Genomic DNA, 16502 nt, shown 5'->3' with positions numbered 1-16502 from the left:
TTTTCCCTCCTCTATCTTTTGTGATGCATTATTATTTATTTATTATTTTCTCTGCTACTGAAGAAGGAACTTCTTCATAATGAGAGAATTGAATTGATTGTGTAGCTCTACCTTGAGATAATGATCTTAATACTGTTGCATAACCGAATAATTCTGATAATGGAACCAATGAGTGAATTAACCTCGTATTTGTATTTCCTACATTTTCAAAGCCTTCAATTCTACCTCTTCTTGAGTTTAAGTCAGCAATAATGTCACCCATATATTCTTCTGGAGTTGTAATATCAACTTTCATTATTGGTTCTAATAATACTGGATTTGCTTTTCTAGCAGCATCTTTTAAGGCCATAGAACCTGCAATTTTAAAGGCCATTTCTGAAGAGTCAACTTCATGATATGAACCGTCATATAACGTTGCTTTAATTCCAACCATTGGATAGCCAGCTAAAATTCCAGATTGCATTGCTTCTTTTATACCTGCTTCAACTGCTGGAATATATTCTTTAGGAATAATACCTCCAACAATCTTATCTTCAAATTCCAATACTTTTGTATTATCAATAGGTTCAATTTTAATTTTAACATGACCGTATTGCCCTCTACCACCAGATTGTCTGATATATTTGGTTTCTACATCTGCTGTTCCTCTAATAGTTTCTCTATATGCAACCTGTGGTTGTCCAACTTTTACTCCAACTTTAAATTCTCTCTTTAATCTATCTACAATAATTTCTAAATGCAATTCTCCCATTCCAGAAAGAATTGTTTCTCCAGTTTCATGATCGAGTTTAACATTTAAACTTGGATCTTCTTCAATCAATGCTTGTAATGCCTTAGATAATTTTGCTTCATCATTTTTTGTTTCCGGTTCAATAGAAAGCGATATAACTGGTTCAGGAAATTCTAATTTTTCTAATACAATTGATTCATCTTCTGAAGTTAATGTATCGCCTGTAGTTGTGTTTTTTAAACCAATTATAGCTACTATATCCCCTGCTCTGATATAATCTACTTCTTCTCTTTGGTCTGAATGCATGAATAATAACCTTGAAACTCTTTCTTTTTTACCTTTTGTAGTATTTTTTACATAACTTCCCTTTTGTAATTTACCTGAATATACTCTGGCAAATGTTAATTTACCAACAAATGGATCTACCATAATTTTAAACGCCAAAGCTACAAAAGGACCATTTTCATCTGGATGTAATTCTTTTACGAATTCACCTGTTCTTTCGTCATATGCTTTAACAGGAGGTAAATCCAATGGTGAAGGTAAATAATCCACTATTGCATCTAATACTGGTTGGACACCTTTATTTTTGAATGATGTTCCACATATAACTGGAACAAATGCACCTTCTACAGTTCCTTTTCTGATTGCTGCTTTAATTTTATCTTCTGGAATTTCTTCCCCTTCAAAGAATAATTCCATTATTTCTTCATCATATTCTGAAATTGCTGTAATTAAATCTTCTCTATATTGCTCTGCTTTTGCTACCAAATCTTCTGGTATATCTCTATATTCGTATTGTGCTCCATCTTCACTAATCCAATAAATTGCCTTCATTTTTACTAAATCTACAACACCTTCAAAGTCTGCTTCAGCTCCAATTGGAATTTGCAATGGCAACGGATTAGTACCCAATTTATCAATCATTGTTTGAACTGCATTATAAAAATCTGCTCCAAGCTTGTCCATTTTATTCATGTAAGCAATTCTTGGAACATGGTATCTATCAGCCTGTCTCCATACAGTTTCTGATTGTGGCTCAACACCTACTTGAGCATCAAATACTGCAACTGCACCATCTAATACCCTTAAAGCTCTTTCAACTTCAACTGTAAAATCCACGTGTCCGGGTGTGTCAATAATATTAATCCTATGATCTCTCCAGAAACATGTTGTGGCAGCTGAAGTAATCGTAATACCTCTTTCTTTTTCTTGTTCCATCCAGTCCATTGTAGCAGTTCCGTCATCAACAGAACCTAATTTGTGTTTTTTACCTGTATAGAACAAAATTCTTTCTGTAGTTGTTGTTTTACCTGCATCTATGTGTGCAATAATTCCTATATTTCTTGTTTTATTTAAAGCATATAACCGCTCTTTCAAAACAATCCCTCCTCAAAAAATTACCAGCGGTAATGTGCAAAAGCCTTATTGGCTTCAGCCATTTTATGTACGTCGTCTCTTTTCTTAACTGCTGCACCAACACCATTATAAGCATCTATTAATTCTTGAGCTAATTTTTCTTTCATTGGCCTTCCTGATTTATCTCTAGCAGCTTTCACTATCCATCTCAAAGCCAAAGAAATAGCTCTATCTTCTGGAACTTCAAATGGTACTTGGTAAGTAGCACCACCAACCCTTCTTGGTCTTACTTCAATTAATGGTCTAACATTCTCAACTGCTTGATGATAAACTTCTAAAGGATCTTTTTCTAATTTTTCTTTAATTATATCAAATGCACCATACACAATTGATTGTGCAACAGTTTTTTTACCATCTTTCATTATTCTAACTACTAATTTAGAAACTAATGTATCATTATATATTGGATCAGGAGTAACTGGTCTCTTTGGCGCTCTTCTTCTTCTCATTTACTTACCTCCTTACTTCTTAGGTCTTTTTGTCCCGTATTTACTTCTGCTTTGTTTTCTTCCTTCAACACCAGCTGTATCTAATGTTCCTCTAATTATTTTATATCTTACACCTGGTAAGTCTTTTACCCTTCCACCTCTTATTAATACGTTTGAGTGCTCTTGCAAGTTATGACCTTCACCTGGGATATATGCTGTAACTTCAATTCCATTTGAAAGTCTAACCCTTGCAATTTTTCTTAAAGCTGAGTTAGGTTTTTTAGGAGTCATTGTTGAAACCCTCACACAAACTCCTCTTTTTTGAGGGTTACTTTGTAATGCTGGTGACTTTGATTTTTTCTTGATTTGTTTTCTTCCATATCTTACAAGCTGATTTATAGTTGGCATAGTATTTTCTATTCCTCCTTTCAATATTTTAAAAAATACCAAGTGTATTTTACCGCAGGTCTTTTTAATTTTCAATTAAAATGTTGTGATATTTTTGTGAAGTTACGAATATGTTAAACCGTATTTTACGCATAACATCAACATTTTCAAACAATATATATTTTTTCATTTTTTCTAAACAGCATTATTAGACTATTTTAGTTTTTTTAATAAAATAAATCTTTCCCTATATGTTTTATTTTACTCGCTTTATACAAAAATAGCTTTATTATTTTGTTACGATATAATACACGGTTTTGGGTGTTTTGTTAAAAAACTACAAAACTATTGTTGAATTTTTTCCATAAACTTCTTCTGCACTCATTTTAAAATCTTCATTATAATTCTTACTTAAAACAAATAATACCCTTCTTTTAACTACTGGTAAGTCAACATAACCATCGGTAAATATTATTATTCCTTCTGGCCTTAAATTTTCTTCTAAATATTCTATAGCTGGTTCTAAATCAGTATTTCCTTTTCCTTTAATTTCTATATTTTTCCAATCTCCCTGTCCATATCTTAAAATATTTTGAATACTGTTATCTATTTGAACAATATAAATTTTTGAATCGTATATTTTTGCAATTTTTTCAATTTCAGAAAAAAAAGCAGAGTATTCTTCTTCTATTATCGAGCCACTTGTATCAATTATTATTGCAATTTTTGGCCCAAATAAGTTTCTCCATCCAGGTTGATTTTCATATCTTCTATTTGGCCTCAACGGTGTTCTATATTTTTCTATAACTATTGAAGTGCCAAAAAATCTCCTTATTAGATCTTTCCAATTCTTTTGAGATTTTGATATTAATAATGAAATTGGAATTTCAAGTCCTGATGGAATATCTCCTTTGGATTTTTCATAAGCTTCACTTATAACTTCACTAACAAGATCCATAACTATTTCTTCTATTACTTCAAAATTCCCAAAATCATCATGCGAATCAATTCTATTTTCTTCAATTAATTCAAGGTCTACTTTGTTAGATTTTTCATAGAATTCTAAAATCCATTTATAATATTCTTCAGCTGTTCTATTTATGTAATTCATCGGAGGACCTACAAACATATTTTCGTTATCAGTACCACACCCTTCATCAAGTAATACATCCAGAGGTACAGAAAAGGCATCTAATTCCTTAATTTGCTGATTAATTGCTGCATCCATTGCAAGATTCCATATTTTTTTATCTTTTTTATCTTTCGGTTTTATAAAAATATGCCCATGAATAATATGAAATATTTCATGTTTCAATATCGCTTTAGCAAAAATAATTCCCCGTGCTTTTAATCTCCTTAAATTATATAATATTTTAAAACGACCTGATTTTGATATTGATAATTTTACTGTCCTAACATTTTCAGAAGGGATGTTATCAAAATACATTTTTAAATAATTATAAAATATACTTTCCTTCCCTAATTCTATCCATGCTTTTTCAATTATATCCTCCATTTTAGCACCTCAATTATTTCATTTAAATCTATATATCTATCAGGTTTTGAAGCTATATTATTATTATAATATTTATAATCTTCTGTGACATCTCTTATTATATTTATATCTTTATTTTTTAATTCATTTTCAAAATCTTCCTTGTCATACTTTTTTATATGTTTCATTTCTATTTCTAGTAAATATTTTTCAGATATATTGTATTTCATTCCTCCTACTTCAATAAATTCATCTAAAACTATCTCTGGATTTTCATTCATAATATATCTTACTTTTATCACCATCTTTTTTTCAAATAGTCTTTCTATATTTTCTGGAAAATATTCCTTTTCTCTTTCGATTTTTTCATGTGGAATCTCTGTATTTGCTTTATAGGCATAATTCCATTTTTTCATCACATTATTTTTTTTCTTATTAATTGTAATCTCACTCTCTCAATTTCATTTTCTTCAGACTTTATATACCATTGTATTATTCCTATTTTTTTTATACTCCTATTTTTTAATTTCTCAGCTTCTTCATCGTTTATAATATATTTTCTTTCAATTTCTATTGACATTTTTTCCCTCCATTTTTCTTCTTCGAGGCTTTAATATTTTCAAATAAATTGGCAAATGTACTTCCCTTCGTTTAAATAATGATGGATTTGATAATAACCAACTCTTATATCTAATTGGCTTTTCATATGCTTCAACACTTGTTAAATGCAATAACGCATATATCCGCAATAAAAAACCAGCTAATATTAAAAACTGGATACCATGATATCTATCACCTAATATATGAAATGTTTTGTTTTTTAATATATTTCCAAAAAAACCTCCAATATTTGAAGCTATTATTGCTGTTATTCCAGAAACCAGGGCATATGCCCCTATATAATTTTCTGCTGGTTCAGAAACCGTTTCAAGTAATAAATTAAAAAACGTAAGGTTTATAGCAGACCATGCAAAGGCTGAAAATATGCCGTCCAATAGTATTAAACTTCTAAAATTGTAATCCGTCATTACAAAGTATAATAGTGGAGCTATAGTTGCAAGTGAAATACCTATCATTAAAATATTTTTATTTCCATATTTATCACTTAATTTTCCATAAAATGGATATAAACCTAATGTTATTAAACCTGAAACTACACTTATATTACCCAAAAATCTCGTATTTACTCCTAAAATAGCTAATTGAAAATAAGAAAAATATGGTCTTGTCAATTCTATAGCAAATGTCCATATACCAACAAATATTAAAAATGTTTGAAACTTTTCATCGTAAAATGGTTTTTTTAAACTTATTTTAGGTACGCGTTCTGTAACTTCTGGAATTTTATGAAAAATAAAAAGAATTATTGTTATAACAGAAAATACCGCCGCTAAAGATGAAACAAGTAATATACCCATTTTTTTATTTGAAAAATCCAGAAATTGCGCATATAAAAATGTAGCCAATATACCAACAGCAGATGCAAATACATTCCTTAAACCAAAATATTTACCTCTTTTCTCAAACGGAACCAACTCTCTCATCGCTGAAGTCCATATATTGCTTATAAATGTTCCAAATAATGAATATACTATCATTATTGATACAAATATCCATGAATTTTTTAAATCAAATAAAACTGCAAATGGCAATAAGACCAGGGCTCCTCTACCAATAATAGCTACAACAATAAGACTATTCTTCCTACCTTTAAACAAATTGTACCAAAAGGGGGTAAAAATTTGAAACATTTGTGAAAACACAGGAAAAGATGATACTATAGATATTTGAAATGGATTCGCATCAAAATACAATGCTATAGAAATTATTATAAATGTCTGGGTTGCCACAAAAAAAGCATTAAAAAACATCCCTTCAAATATCGATAATTTTAATGTTGTATTCAACTTTTCCACTGACAACACCACCTTTTAAGTATACTTGATTATATCATGTTATTTCTTAAATACATATATCCAGGATGTTTAAAAATTTCATATAAAATAAAAGTTATATCCTATTAAATGATTTTTATTATTTTACGAAGATTTTATTATACTTTTATATATAATGTTATATATTTAATGTTAATTACGAATAATAACAATTATTATTATTTTTATTTATTATGTAAATAGTTATAATAAATATGGTAAAAATACCAAATACATGTTAGGAGGGAGTCTTATGAAAAAGAAAAGTTTATTAGTTTTAGTTTTATTAATTATTTCCACTATTCTCTTATCTGCCTTTCCATCATATAGCGCCGGAAAAACAGCAAAAGACTTTGGAGCAAAAACGGTTTTAATTATACATTATCACCGCTTTGATAACAATTACAACGGCTGGAATTTATGGGTATGGCCTAATAAACCTCAATCCTTAGAGGGACACGCTTATCAATTCACAGGAAGAGATGAATTTGGACCTTACGCCATTATTACTTTTGACGAAAAATATACAGAATTGGGATATATTGTAAGATTAAACGAATGGCAGGCTAAAGATGTTGCAAAGGATAGATTTGTTAAAATACCGAAATCTGGAGTTGCTGAAATTTGGGTTATTACCAGTGTAGAAAAACCTTATACAAACCCAAATAATATCGATATAAGTCCAAGAATTTTGAGTGCAATTATGGATTCTCCTACTGAATTAAAAGTTAATTTAACCACTCCATTTGATACAAAAGACTGGAAAGGAAAAATCAAGGTCTTTGCTGATGATGAAAAATTAACAATAAAAAATGTCGAAAAATTAGATCCTACTGATATTTCAAAAACTACTAAAATTAAAATTATGCTTAATTCTCCTTTTAAAGATGTTGATAAAACAGTCAAAATAAAAATTTCAGGATACGTTGAGAATACTGCTATTATGAGAAATATATTAAATGATTTTTATTACACCGGAAATGATCTCGGTATAACTTATTCAAAAAAATATACTATTTTCAAAGTATGGTCTCCTGTTTCAAAAAGTGCCGAACTTTTATTATATACCAACTATAAAAATAAAAAACCAGATAAAATATATAATATGAAAAAAGATACAAATGGAGTTTGGAGTGTTAAAGTAAATGGAGATATAAAAGGATTATTTTATAAATATAGATTTTACTCATATGGTAAATATAGAGAAACCGTTGACCCATATTCAATAGCTGTTTCTATAAATTCAGAAAAATCTGCTATTGTGGATCTAAAAGATACAAACCCAAAAAATTGGAACAACGACACAAAACCACCTTTTATAAATCCGGAAGATGCTATTATATATGAAATTCATGTAAAAGATTTTACAATTAATAAGAATTCTGGTGTTCCTGAAAAATATAGAGGAAAATATCTGGGCTTAGTTCAAGAAAATACTATTGGACCAAATGGTGTAAAAACAGGATTAGACCATTTAAAAGAACTAGGTGTTACACATGTTCACATTATGCCAATTCAGGATATTTATTTTATAGATGAAACAAAATTTAAAGAACAATATGGTTGGGGATATGATCCAAAATTATATAATGTACCAGATGGTTTTTACTCAATTAACCCTTTTGACCCAAATTCAAGAATAAAAGAAGTAAAAGAAATGATAAAAAAATTCCACGAAAATGGAATTAGAGTTATTCTTGACGTTGTATATAATCATACCGCTGTTGTTGGTGAAGGCTCTGCTTTTGATCAAACTGTACCTTATTACTATTATCGAACTGATGACACCGGACATTACACAAATGGTTCAGGTGTTGGAAACGAAATAGCAACAGAAAGACCTATGGTTAGAAAATTTATTCTTGATTCTGTAAAATATTGGACAACAGAATATCATGTTGATGGTTTTAGATTTGACCTTATGGGCTTAATAGATAAAAAAACAATGAAATTAATAAGCGAAGAACTTCATAAAATTGATCCATCAATATTACTATACGGCGAACCATGGACTGGCGGAGGAAAATTACTATTTGGTAAAGGCGATCAAAAAAATATGCATATAGCGATGTTTAACGATGATTTCAGAAATGCTATTAGAGGTAGTGTATTTAACGCAAAAATAAAGGGTTTTGGATTAGGTTCTTTAGGTAAGGAAATAAAAATCAAAAGAGGAGTTGTAGGTTCTATATATTATGATTCAAGAATTAGATTATGGACAAATGATCCAGAAGAAACGATAAACTATGTTTCAAATCATGACAATCATACTTTATGGGATAAAAATGCATTAGCTTTAGGTTACGAACCATGGAAAGAAAAAATACCTCAAGAAATTGAAAATAAATTAAAGAAAGCTCAAAAATTTTCAAATGCAATTATCTTAACTTCTCAGGGAATAGCCTTTTTACATGGTGGCGTCGATTTTGCGAGAACAAAAATGGGAAATGACAATCCGTATAATAAAGAATTGCCAAATGTTTTTGATTGGTCCAGAAAATCAAAATATTATGATATTTTTAGCTATTATAAAGGATTAATAGAATTAAGAAAAGCACATCCCGCATTTAGAATGACTAATGCGGATATGATTAAGAGTCATTTAACATTCTTAAAAACCCTAAAAAAAGAATGGTTGCCTTTATAATTAAAGATAACGCAAATAATGATTCGTGGAAAAACATCATTGTAATTTATAATGCAAATTCTTCAAAAGTTAATTTTAAACTCCCACAAGGAAGATGGAATGTAGTTGTTAATGAAAAATTTGCTGGAACAAAAATTCTTGAAACTGTCAAAAATGAAATTATACTAGATTCTTTATCTGCTTATGTTTTATATCAAAAATAAATATTCCCCTCATTTAATGAGGGGGATTTTTATTTATAAATTTATACTTATAAGCTTATATATATTTTTGTATTAGACATTTTCCTCTCCTGGTAATATAATTTTAAATGTTAGAATTTTAGAATTTTCTAATATTCTAACAAATTAAAAATTTAAAATTTTAGGAGGGGAAGTATGCAAATAAAAAATGTTACTATTATTGGTGCTGGGGTATTAGGATCACAAATTGCATGGCAAACTGCATTTAAAGGTTTTAATGTCATTGTCTATGATATTAGCGAAGAATCATTAAAAAAGGCAAAAAATTTTCATAGAAATTTTAGCGAATATTTTAAACTTCATAAAAATGCAACAAGTAATGAAATAGAAAATACATTTTCAAGATTACAATATACTACAAATCTTAAAGAAGCAATTAAAGATGCTGATTTAATAAGTGAATCAGTTCCAGAAATTTTTGAAATAAAAAGGGATACATACCAGAAGCTTTCCAATTTAGCGTCTGAAAAAACTATTTTCACCACTAATTCTTCAACTATGTTGCCTTCGCAATTGGCAGATTACACGGAAAGACCAGAAAAATTCCTTGCATTACATTTTGCAAATCCAGTTTGGGAAGCCAATATCGGAGAAATTATGGGACATAAAAAAACATCACCAGAAATATTTGATATTGTTGTTAATTTTGCAAGAGAAATAGGTATGATCCCTATTCCAATAAAGAAAGAACAAAGCGGTTATGTTTTAAATTCTTTATTAGTTCCATTATTACATGCTGCAGAAACTTTATATTTCGATGGAGTTGCTGATTATAAAGATATTGATAAAACATGGATGATTAGCACTGGAGCAAAATTTGGTCCTTTTGGAATAATTGATTTAATCGGTATGAATACTTTGTATAATATCATAAAAATGCGTGGTGAAAAACTGAAAGATGAAAAAATATTAAGCAGAGCTGAAAAAATTAAAAAGAATTTTATTGATAAAAACAAACTCGGAGTAAGTACTGGTGAAGGATTTTATAAATATCCAAATCCTGAATATCAAAATCCAGAATTTTTAAAATAACTGAGGGTTAACCCTCAGTTATTTTATAATAATCCAACATAAATGTTTTGAATCTTTTAAATGCATCATTCATATATCTGTCTTTCAACCATGAAATTCCGACTTTCCATTTTATCTCAGGTCTTTTTATTTTTACTGTTTTAGCTGGAAACCCAGGATATTGCTTCACTATACTTTCCGGAATTATTGCTATTCCGACACCTTTTTCCAGCATTTTTTCTAGCAACGAATATTCACCTTCAACTATTATCTTAGGTTTAAATTTTATTTCTTTATATATTTTGTCAGTTACTTTTCTAAAATCATAATGTTCAACCAGATTTATAAAATTCTCATTTTTAAGTTCGCAAAAATCTATTTCTTTTTTGCTGATAAATGATGTTTTTTTGGAAGAGCCACTACAATATCATCTTCAAATAAAACAATAGTTTTTATATTTTCTGATTTCAATGTCGGATGAGTTATTGCAAAATCTATTTCTCCCTTTTTTAAAAGCTTTTCTGCTTCATCATAATGGGTTATAAATTGTTTTATATTTATATCTGGATTATTTTCTAAAAATTCTACTATAAATTCAGATAAAAAAGAAGCTCCCGTTGTGGCTAATGTAATATGTTTGGAGTTTTCTTCTTTTAACTCATTTATTTCTTTAATAGCAAAATTCAATTCATTAAAAATATTATCCACATGTTTTAAAAAATTTTTTCCATATTCATTAAGAACTATTTTTCGACCTATTCTATCAAATAACCTAACTCCAAGCTCTTCTTCGAGCTTTGCTATTGTTATACTTAATGATGGTTGAGAAATATGTAATTTTTCTGATACTTCAATCATATGTTGGCAATAAGCCAATTCCCTAAAATATTTCAATTGTAAAAGGTCCATTTTCTCATTCCTATATTAAAAAATAGAAATTTATGATATAATTACACTGCAACAAATTTCTGGTAGTTGATAACAAAAAAAGCCGGCACATGCCGGCTCTGGCTGGGGCGGATGGATTCGAACCACCGAATAACGGAGCCAAAATCCGCCGCCTTACCGCTTGGCCACGCCCCAATCACAGTAACTATTATATCATATTTTTTACATTTGTCAATACCTTCATTGTTTCTGAAAACAAATAAGATTATTACAAAAAATAAAAATTAAAAGGAGGAAAAAATATGCGATATGAATTAAAATTTAATGGCGAAATCATATACGTAGAAAAAGGAAAAAAATACATCGATATTATAAAAGAAATTCAAAAAACACATCCTTTACCTATTTTAGCTGTTAAACATAATAATAACATAAAAGAGCTAAATAAATTTATAGAAGATTCAGGGCCTATTGAACTTCTAGATACATCTACACTTGATGGGTTTAGAATTTATCAAAGAGGTGTCTTATATTTATTATATATGGCTTTAAAAGATTTATATCCTCAAGATAAATTATATGTTCATCATTCCATAGGAAATGGCCTTTATTGTGAATTAAGAGATGGCAAACCTTCACAAAAAAAACTTGAAAATTTAAAGAAGAAAATGTTAGAATATGTAGAAAGGGATTTACCTTTTGAAAAATCTACTGTAAACAAGTTTAGGGCAATAAAAATGTTTGAAAATGTGGATTTGCAGGATAAATCCGATTTATTTAAGTATAGAAAAAAAGATAAAGTCAATATATATATATGCGATAAATACTTTAATTACTTTTATGGTTATATGCCTCCATCTACTGGATATATAAATAAATTTGATTTAAAAGATATCGATGATGGTTTTGTAGTATTACATCCCACTCCACAAGTTCCGGATGAAGTACCAGAATATAAACATTATCCAAAGCTTTCTTTCACTTTCAATGAATATAAAGAATGGTTAAAAATATTAGAAGTCAGTACAGTTGGGGAATTAAACGAATTAATTACCAAAGGACCAAATGAAGTTATTGAATTAATAAGAGTTTCAGAAGCATTACATGAAAAAAAATATGCTCAAATCGCTGATGAAATCATTAAAAGAAAAAATGTTAAAATAGTATTAATTGCCGGTCCATCATCTTCCGGAAAAACAACATCTGCAAAAAGATTAGCTCTTCAATTAAAAGTGAACGGTTTGAAACCTATACCTATTTCGTTAGATGACTATTTTGTTGATAGGGAAAAAACACCAAAAGATGAGAATGGAAATTATGATTTTGAATCAATATATGCTTTAAATTTAGAGCTTTTTAACACTCATTTACAAAAATTATTAAAAGGAGAAGAAATTAAACTTCCAAAATTTGATTTTGTGCATGGAAAAAGCTTAAAAAGTGGTAAAAAGATAAAAATTGATGACAATCAAATATTGATAATTGAGGGAATTCATGGATTAAATGAAACATTGACTGAAAGTATACCAAAAGAATTTAAATACAAAATTTATGTTAGCGCTTTAACTCAAATGAACCTTGATGCGATGAATAGAATTACGACAACTGACACCAGATTAATAAGAAGAATCGTAAGAGATTTTAAATTTAGAGGACATTCTGCACTTGCAACATTAAAAATGTGGCCTAATGTTCGTAAAGGCGAAGACAAGAATATTTTCCCGTATCAAGAAGAAGCGGACGTTATGTTTAATTCAAATTTAATTTACGAACTTTCAGTATTAAAGATATTTGCTGAACCGCTGTTACTCTCTGTAACAAATGAAAATAAAGAATATTCTGAAGCAAAAAGATTATTAAAATTCCTTGATTATTTCTTACCTATAACAGAATTAGAGGAAATACCCAAAAAATCAATTATTAGAGAATTTATTGGAAGAAGTACTTTCAAATATTAAATATTTACTAAAAAATATTATTAAAATTCAAATATATGAAGGGAGAGATTTTTTTGAACAAAAGATTAAAGAATGTTGTTGTGGTATTACTTATTATTTTTTCATTTGCCTTATTATGGGCAAATACTAATAACCAAAAAGATATTGAAAAATTATATTTAGAAAAATTTCAGAACCCTATTTATACTCTTCTTTATTATATCAATAACATTTATTATGAAAAAGATAAAGTCGATTACGATAAAGTACTTGATTCTACTTTAAATGGACTGGTTGAAGGTTTAAACGATCCTTTTGCATGGTATCTGGATTCACAACAGGTAACTGAAAGCAAAATAGAAGAATCAGGAGAATATGGCGGATTAGGAATATTAGTAAGTTATGATTCAAAACTTAAAGCTATCAGAATAATTAGCCCTATGATCGGAACTCCAGCTTATGAAGCTGGGCTTCAGGCGGATGATTTGATCATAAGTGTTGATAGTTCTCCGGTATCAGAAATTGGTTATATTGGTGCAGTGAATAAGATGCGCGGAAAGCCTGGTTCAACAGTGCAGATCGAAGTTTTTAGAGATGGTTGGGAGGAACCTAAGAAAATAACTCTTGTAAGAGCAAAGATAGAAACCGTAACTGCAAAATATAAAGTTTTCAATAGCGGTGATTATAAAATAGGATATATTAAACTTACTAACTTTGGTGAAAAGAGTGCCTCTGAAATGCAAAAAGCATTAAAGGCTATCGAAAAAGAAAATGTTAACGGAATTATTCTGGATCTTAGAAATAATCCAGGAGGTTTTTTAAATGTTGCAATTGATATTGCAAGTATGTTCATAAAAGATAAGACAATAGTTACTGTAAGATACTTCGATGGTTCTCAAGAGGTTATAAAACCAAAAACATATGAACATTTTAATTTTTTAGATAAATTACCAATTGTGCTTTTAGTTAATAAATCTTCAGCTTCAGCGTCTGAAATTTTAACAGGTGCTTTAAAAGATAATAATATAGCTACTGTAGTTGGAAAAACTACATATGGTAAAGCTGCCGTTCAAAGACCAATTCCTTTAGAAAACGGTGGAGAAGTATGGTTACCTATAGGACATTATTTTACTCCTGCAGGCCATGATATACATTTAAAGGGAATAAAACCTGATATTGTTGTTGAAAATCCCAAAAAAGAGGTTAAGAATGTTGAGCAAATGGAAGCTAAAAACACAACAACTTTTGAAGCGGTTGTTGATTTAGAAAATGATTTACAATTATTAAAAGCTATTGAAGTTTTGAAGATGGGAGGAAAATAAATTGAGGATATATGGAATGGTAATAGTTTTTTCTATTACCATTCTTTTATTAAGTATCATTATATATTATTTATTTGGCACAATTGAGATAAAAACTATTATTAGAGAACCAATCCCTTCATACTCTATAAAAAATTATCATAATGATATAAAAAATGATATAATCTCAATGATTAATGAATCTAAAAATTTATCGAGATTATTTTTTGTTATTAAAGATCTTGGAGTTTTTATTGGTAAAATACATATAAATTATTCTAACAATCATATTTCTATTGCTGTAATTAATAGTGAAATATATGATGAATTAAAAACTACTTTAAAATCATTTGATTCAACACTAAAAGAATATAATGAAAAATTAACTTTTTACGGTCTTCAATTAAACAAGAATATTGCTTATTCAAAAAATTTCACAGTAATAAATTATCCAACAATCGCTGTAACTGACCTATCAAAATTAACTTTAAAAGAATTAAGTTTTTTGAAATTAAAATATTTTGTTATGGATAAAGAGAATTATAAGCCATATTCTTTCAAAACAGAAATTTTGGAAAAATTAAAAAAAGAGAATGGTATTATTCTTGACTCTAATATTCTTAATAACCCTGGTGTTCGTCCACTTTTAAATGTGTTTATTGAATTAGGAATAAATGTAACTTATGACATGAAAGTATATACTGGAGGAATACATTAATGTTTAATAATATATTTAAAATTCTATTTTTACCTAACAAAATAAAAAATATTAAATATGATACAATTTTTATTGGTTTTATTATTCTATTTTATTTCTGGTTTTCACCATTCTTTAAATACATCTCTTTATATGCTTTTATTTTAAAAAGCATTATTTTGATATTCTTTATTTTTATTAATAATGTCTTAAGAGCATTTTTTTACCCTATAAAAGATTTTAGAATTATTTTTCCATATTATATGCTTTCACTTTCACCCATTTTATTACTGGGTTTTTTCTCATTTTTCAAATATTATTTAGTAATTCCATTCATCTGGATAGAATTATTAAAGGGATATAAAGATCTTAAGAATAAAAATTTTTATGCTTTGATTATAGGAACTTCCGTAGATATATTAATATACATTATGTTGTGGAGATGAAACCATGAAAAAAAAATATTTAGTAATCTCTGAATTTCTTACAAAAAATTATAAATGGTTATTAATACTATTTTTTATATTATCTTTTGGCATTATATACAATTTAAAAAACTTAAAGATAAATTCTGATCTTCTGGAATTACTTCCAAAAGATGATCCTATTGCTATTTCATATAAAAAAGAATTAGCCCAACAATCAGAATCAGAAGTAATGATAGTTGCTTTTTATATAAACCATAATATTGATCATAAAAAATTAGCCCTTGATTTTTATAATCGAATGAAAAATTTGCCAGAATTCAAGGATTTAGCAAAAACTGATGTTTCTTTACTATTATCTTATGGGTTCTTGAATATTTCTAATTCGAGATTAATTGACGAATTAATGAATAATATCAAAGATACATTCAATGCTTTTTCAGATATTAACCCTTATGATTTTAAATCATTCGAATATATTAATGACACTATATATTTATTAGATAAATTAAATAAAAATTTTGAAAGTTCTAAAGAAACTGACCCAATGTTGGGTTATTATACTTTATCTCCAGATAAAAAAATCATGGTTATGGGGTTACATTTAAAGAGCCTACTTCAAATCTTGTTTTTGTGAATAAAATTATACCGAAAGTAAAAAGAATTTTAGCTGATATAAACCAAGATTACTCAATAAAAACCGGATTAACTGGAGCCTACATATATACATATGAAGCAAATAAAACAGTTTCTTTTGACTTTTCTATTACTACGTATTTATCTATTATACTAATTATCATTATTTTTTATATTACATTTGGAAATATAATTACTACCGTTTTAGTTTTTATCAGTCTACTAATTTCTGTAGGCGTTACTTTAGGATTATCAACTATTGTATTTAAAGAGTTCAATATTTTAACTTCTTTTGTTGCAGCTATAACTTTAGGTCTGGGATAGA

General features: G+C 28.2%; 14 protein-coding genes, 1 tRNA gene and 2 pseudogenes. 8 read left to right on the top strand and 9 right to left on the bottom strand.

Annotated features, from left to right (window positions below):
• Nucleotides 1-31: 31 nt before the first annotated feature.
• From fusA to DJ007_RS12770, 7 genes are all read right to left on the bottom strand, one after another.
• Nucleotides 32-2110 (bottom strand): elongation factor G, encoded by a 2079-nt coding sequence (fusA, locus tag DJ007_RS12795; RefSeq protein ID WP_129409931.1) that lies wholly within the window; start codon nucleotides 2108-2110, stop codon nucleotides 32-34.
• A gap of 20 nt (nucleotides 2111-2130) precedes the next feature.
• Nucleotides 2131-2598 (bottom strand): 30S ribosomal protein S7, encoded by a 468-nt coding sequence (rpsG, locus tag DJ007_RS12790; RefSeq protein WP_129409930.1) that lies wholly within the window; start codon nucleotides 2596-2598, stop codon nucleotides 2131-2133.
• Between the two features lie 12 nt (nucleotides 2599-2610).
• A complete protein-coding gene (gene rpsL / locus DJ007_RS12785; RefSeq protein WP_047265792.1) occupies nucleotides 2611-2985 on the bottom strand; it encodes a 30S ribosomal protein S12 in 375 nt (124 codons plus the stop codon).
• Between the two features lie 316 nt (nucleotides 2986-3301).
• Nucleotides 3302-4480, bottom strand: coding sequence for a vWA domain-containing protein (locus DJ007_RS12780; RefSeq protein WP_129409929.1), 1179 nt, complete (start codon nucleotides 4478-4480; stop codon nucleotides 3302-3304).
• Nucleotides 4468-4875 carry a hypothetical protein gene (locus DJ007_RS12775; protein WP_129409928.1) on the bottom strand — a complete coding sequence of 136 codons (408 nt, stop codon included), beginning with the start codon at nucleotides 4873-4875 and terminating at the stop codon, nucleotides 4468-4470. Before DJ007_RS12775 ends, DJ007_RS12780 begins: the two co-directional genes overlap by 13 nt.
• A complete protein-coding gene (locus DJ007_RS14955; protein WP_165974179.1) occupies nucleotides 4875-5039 on the bottom strand; it encodes a hypothetical protein in 165 nt (54 codons plus the stop codon). The genes DJ007_RS12775 and DJ007_RS14955 overlap by 1 nt, the downstream gene beginning before the upstream one ends.
• Entirely contained in the window at nucleotides 5023-6375 is a 1353-nt protein-coding gene (locus tag DJ007_RS12770; protein WP_129409927.1) for an MFS transporter, read from the bottom strand. Before DJ007_RS12770 ends, DJ007_RS14955 begins: the two co-directional genes overlap by 17 nt.
• A gap of 271 nt (nucleotides 6376-6646) precedes the next feature.
• Between DJ007_RS12770 and pulA the strand changes: the two are divergent.
• Together pulA and DJ007_RS12760 are read left to right on the top strand one after the other, a co-directional pair.
• Nucleotides 6647-9243: pseudogene (pulA, locus tag DJ007_RS12765) on the top strand (type I pullulanase).
• A gap of 174 nt (nucleotides 9244-9417) precedes the next feature.
• Entirely contained in the window at nucleotides 9418-10314 is an 897-nt protein-coding gene (locus DJ007_RS12760; RefSeq protein ID WP_129409926.1) for a 3-hydroxyacyl-CoA dehydrogenase, read from the top strand.
• 7 nt (nucleotides 10315-10321) lie between these two features.
• On the opposite strand, the pseudogene DJ007_RS18315 reads toward DJ007_RS12760, so the two are convergent.
• Together DJ007_RS18315 and DJ007_RS12745 are read right to left on the bottom strand one after the other, a co-directional pair.
• Nucleotides 10322-11202 (bottom strand): annotated as a pseudogene (locus tag DJ007_RS18315) (LysR family transcriptional regulator).
• Nucleotides 11203-11301: 99 nt separating this feature from the next.
• Nucleotides 11302-11376 (bottom strand) — tRNA-Gln (locus tag DJ007_RS12745).
• Between the two features lie 107 nt (nucleotides 11377-11483).
• Here DJ007_RS12745 and DJ007_RS12740 point away from each other — a divergent pair.
• Genes DJ007_RS12740 through DJ007_RS19465 form a run of 6 tightly spaced genes read left to right on the top strand, consistent with a single transcriptional unit; the run spans nucleotide 11484 to nucleotide 16501 of the window.
• A complete protein-coding gene (locus tag DJ007_RS12740) occupies nucleotides 11484-13139 on the top strand; it encodes a nucleoside kinase (RefSeq protein WP_129409923.1) in 1656 nt (551 codons plus the stop codon).
• Between the two features lie 53 nt (nucleotides 13140-13192).
• Entirely contained in the window at nucleotides 13193-14440 is a 1248-nt protein-coding gene (locus DJ007_RS12735) for a S41 family peptidase (RefSeq protein WP_129409922.1), read from the top strand.
• Between the two features lies 1 nt (nucleotide 14441).
• The gene (locus DJ007_RS12730; protein WP_129409921.1) at nucleotides 14442-15137 is read left to right on the top strand and encodes a hypothetical protein; all 696 of its coding nucleotides are present in this window, start codon (nucleotides 14442-14444) and stop codon (nucleotides 15135-15137) included.
• Nucleotides 15137-15562 carry a hypothetical protein gene (locus DJ007_RS12725; RefSeq protein WP_129409920.1) on the top strand — a complete coding sequence of 142 codons (426 nt, stop codon included), beginning with the start codon at nucleotides 15137-15139 and terminating at the stop codon, nucleotides 15560-15562. The genes DJ007_RS12730 and DJ007_RS12725 overlap by 1 nt, the downstream gene beginning before the upstream one ends.
• A 4-nt stretch (nucleotides 15563-15566) precedes the next feature.
• Nucleotides 15567-16178, top strand: coding sequence for a hypothetical protein (locus tag DJ007_RS12720; RefSeq protein ID WP_129409919.1), 612 nt, complete (start codon nucleotides 15567-15569; stop codon nucleotides 16176-16178).
• Nucleotides 16175-16501, top strand: a complete 327-nt coding sequence (locus DJ007_RS19465; protein ID WP_129409918.1) for an MMPL family transporter — start codon at nucleotides 16175-16177, stop codon at nucleotides 16499-16501. Before DJ007_RS12720 ends, DJ007_RS19465 begins: the two co-directional genes overlap by 4 nt.
• The last annotated feature ends 1 nt before the right edge of the window (nucleotide 16502 follow it).

This window comes from Marinitoga lauensis, assembly GCF_004135675.1.
GTDB lineage: Bacteria > Thermotogota > Thermotogae > Petrotogales > Petrotogaceae > Marinitoga > Marinitoga lauensis.
The sequence above is the reverse complement of the archived record's forward strand: the minus strand, read 5'-3'. Positions and strand labels throughout refer to the sequence as shown.

What these genes read in the sequence shown, in the direction of transcription:
- rpsG (WP_129409930.1), bottom strand. Translation starts at nt 2,598, where the DNA reads ATGAGAAGAAGAAGAGCGCCAAAGAGACCAGTTACTCCTGATCCAATA.
- DJ007_RS12740 (WP_129409923.1), top strand. Translation starts at nt 11,484, where the DNA reads ATGCGATATGAATTAAAATTTAATGGCGAAATCATATACGTAGAAAAA.
- DJ007_RS12780 (WP_129409929.1), bottom strand. Translation starts at nt 4,480, where the DNA reads ATGGAGGATATAATTGAAAAAGCATGGATAGAATTAGGGAAGGAAAGT.
- DJ007_RS12720 (WP_129409919.1), top strand. Translation starts at nt 15,567, where the DNA reads ATGAAAAAAAAATATTTAGTAATCTCTGAATTTCTTACAAAAAATTAT.
- DJ007_RS12775 (WP_129409928.1), bottom strand. Translation starts at nt 4,875, where the DNA reads ATGAAAAAATGGAATTATGCCTATAAAGCAAATACAGAGATTCCACAT.
- DJ007_RS12725 (WP_129409920.1), top strand. Translation starts at nt 15,137, where the DNA reads ATGTTTAATAATATATTTAAAATTCTATTTTTACCTAACAAAATAAAA.
- rpsL (WP_047265792.1), bottom strand. Translation starts at nt 2,985, where the DNA reads ATGCCAACTATAAATCAGCTTGTAAGATATGGAAGAAAACAAATCAAG.
- DJ007_RS12760 (WP_129409926.1), top strand. Translation starts at nt 9,418, where the DNA reads ATGCAAATAAAAAATGTTACTATTATTGGTGCTGGGGTATTAGGATCA.
- DJ007_RS14955 (WP_165974179.1), bottom strand. Translation starts at nt 5,039, where the DNA reads ATGTCAATAGAAATTGAAAGAAAATATATTATAAACGATGAAGAAGCT.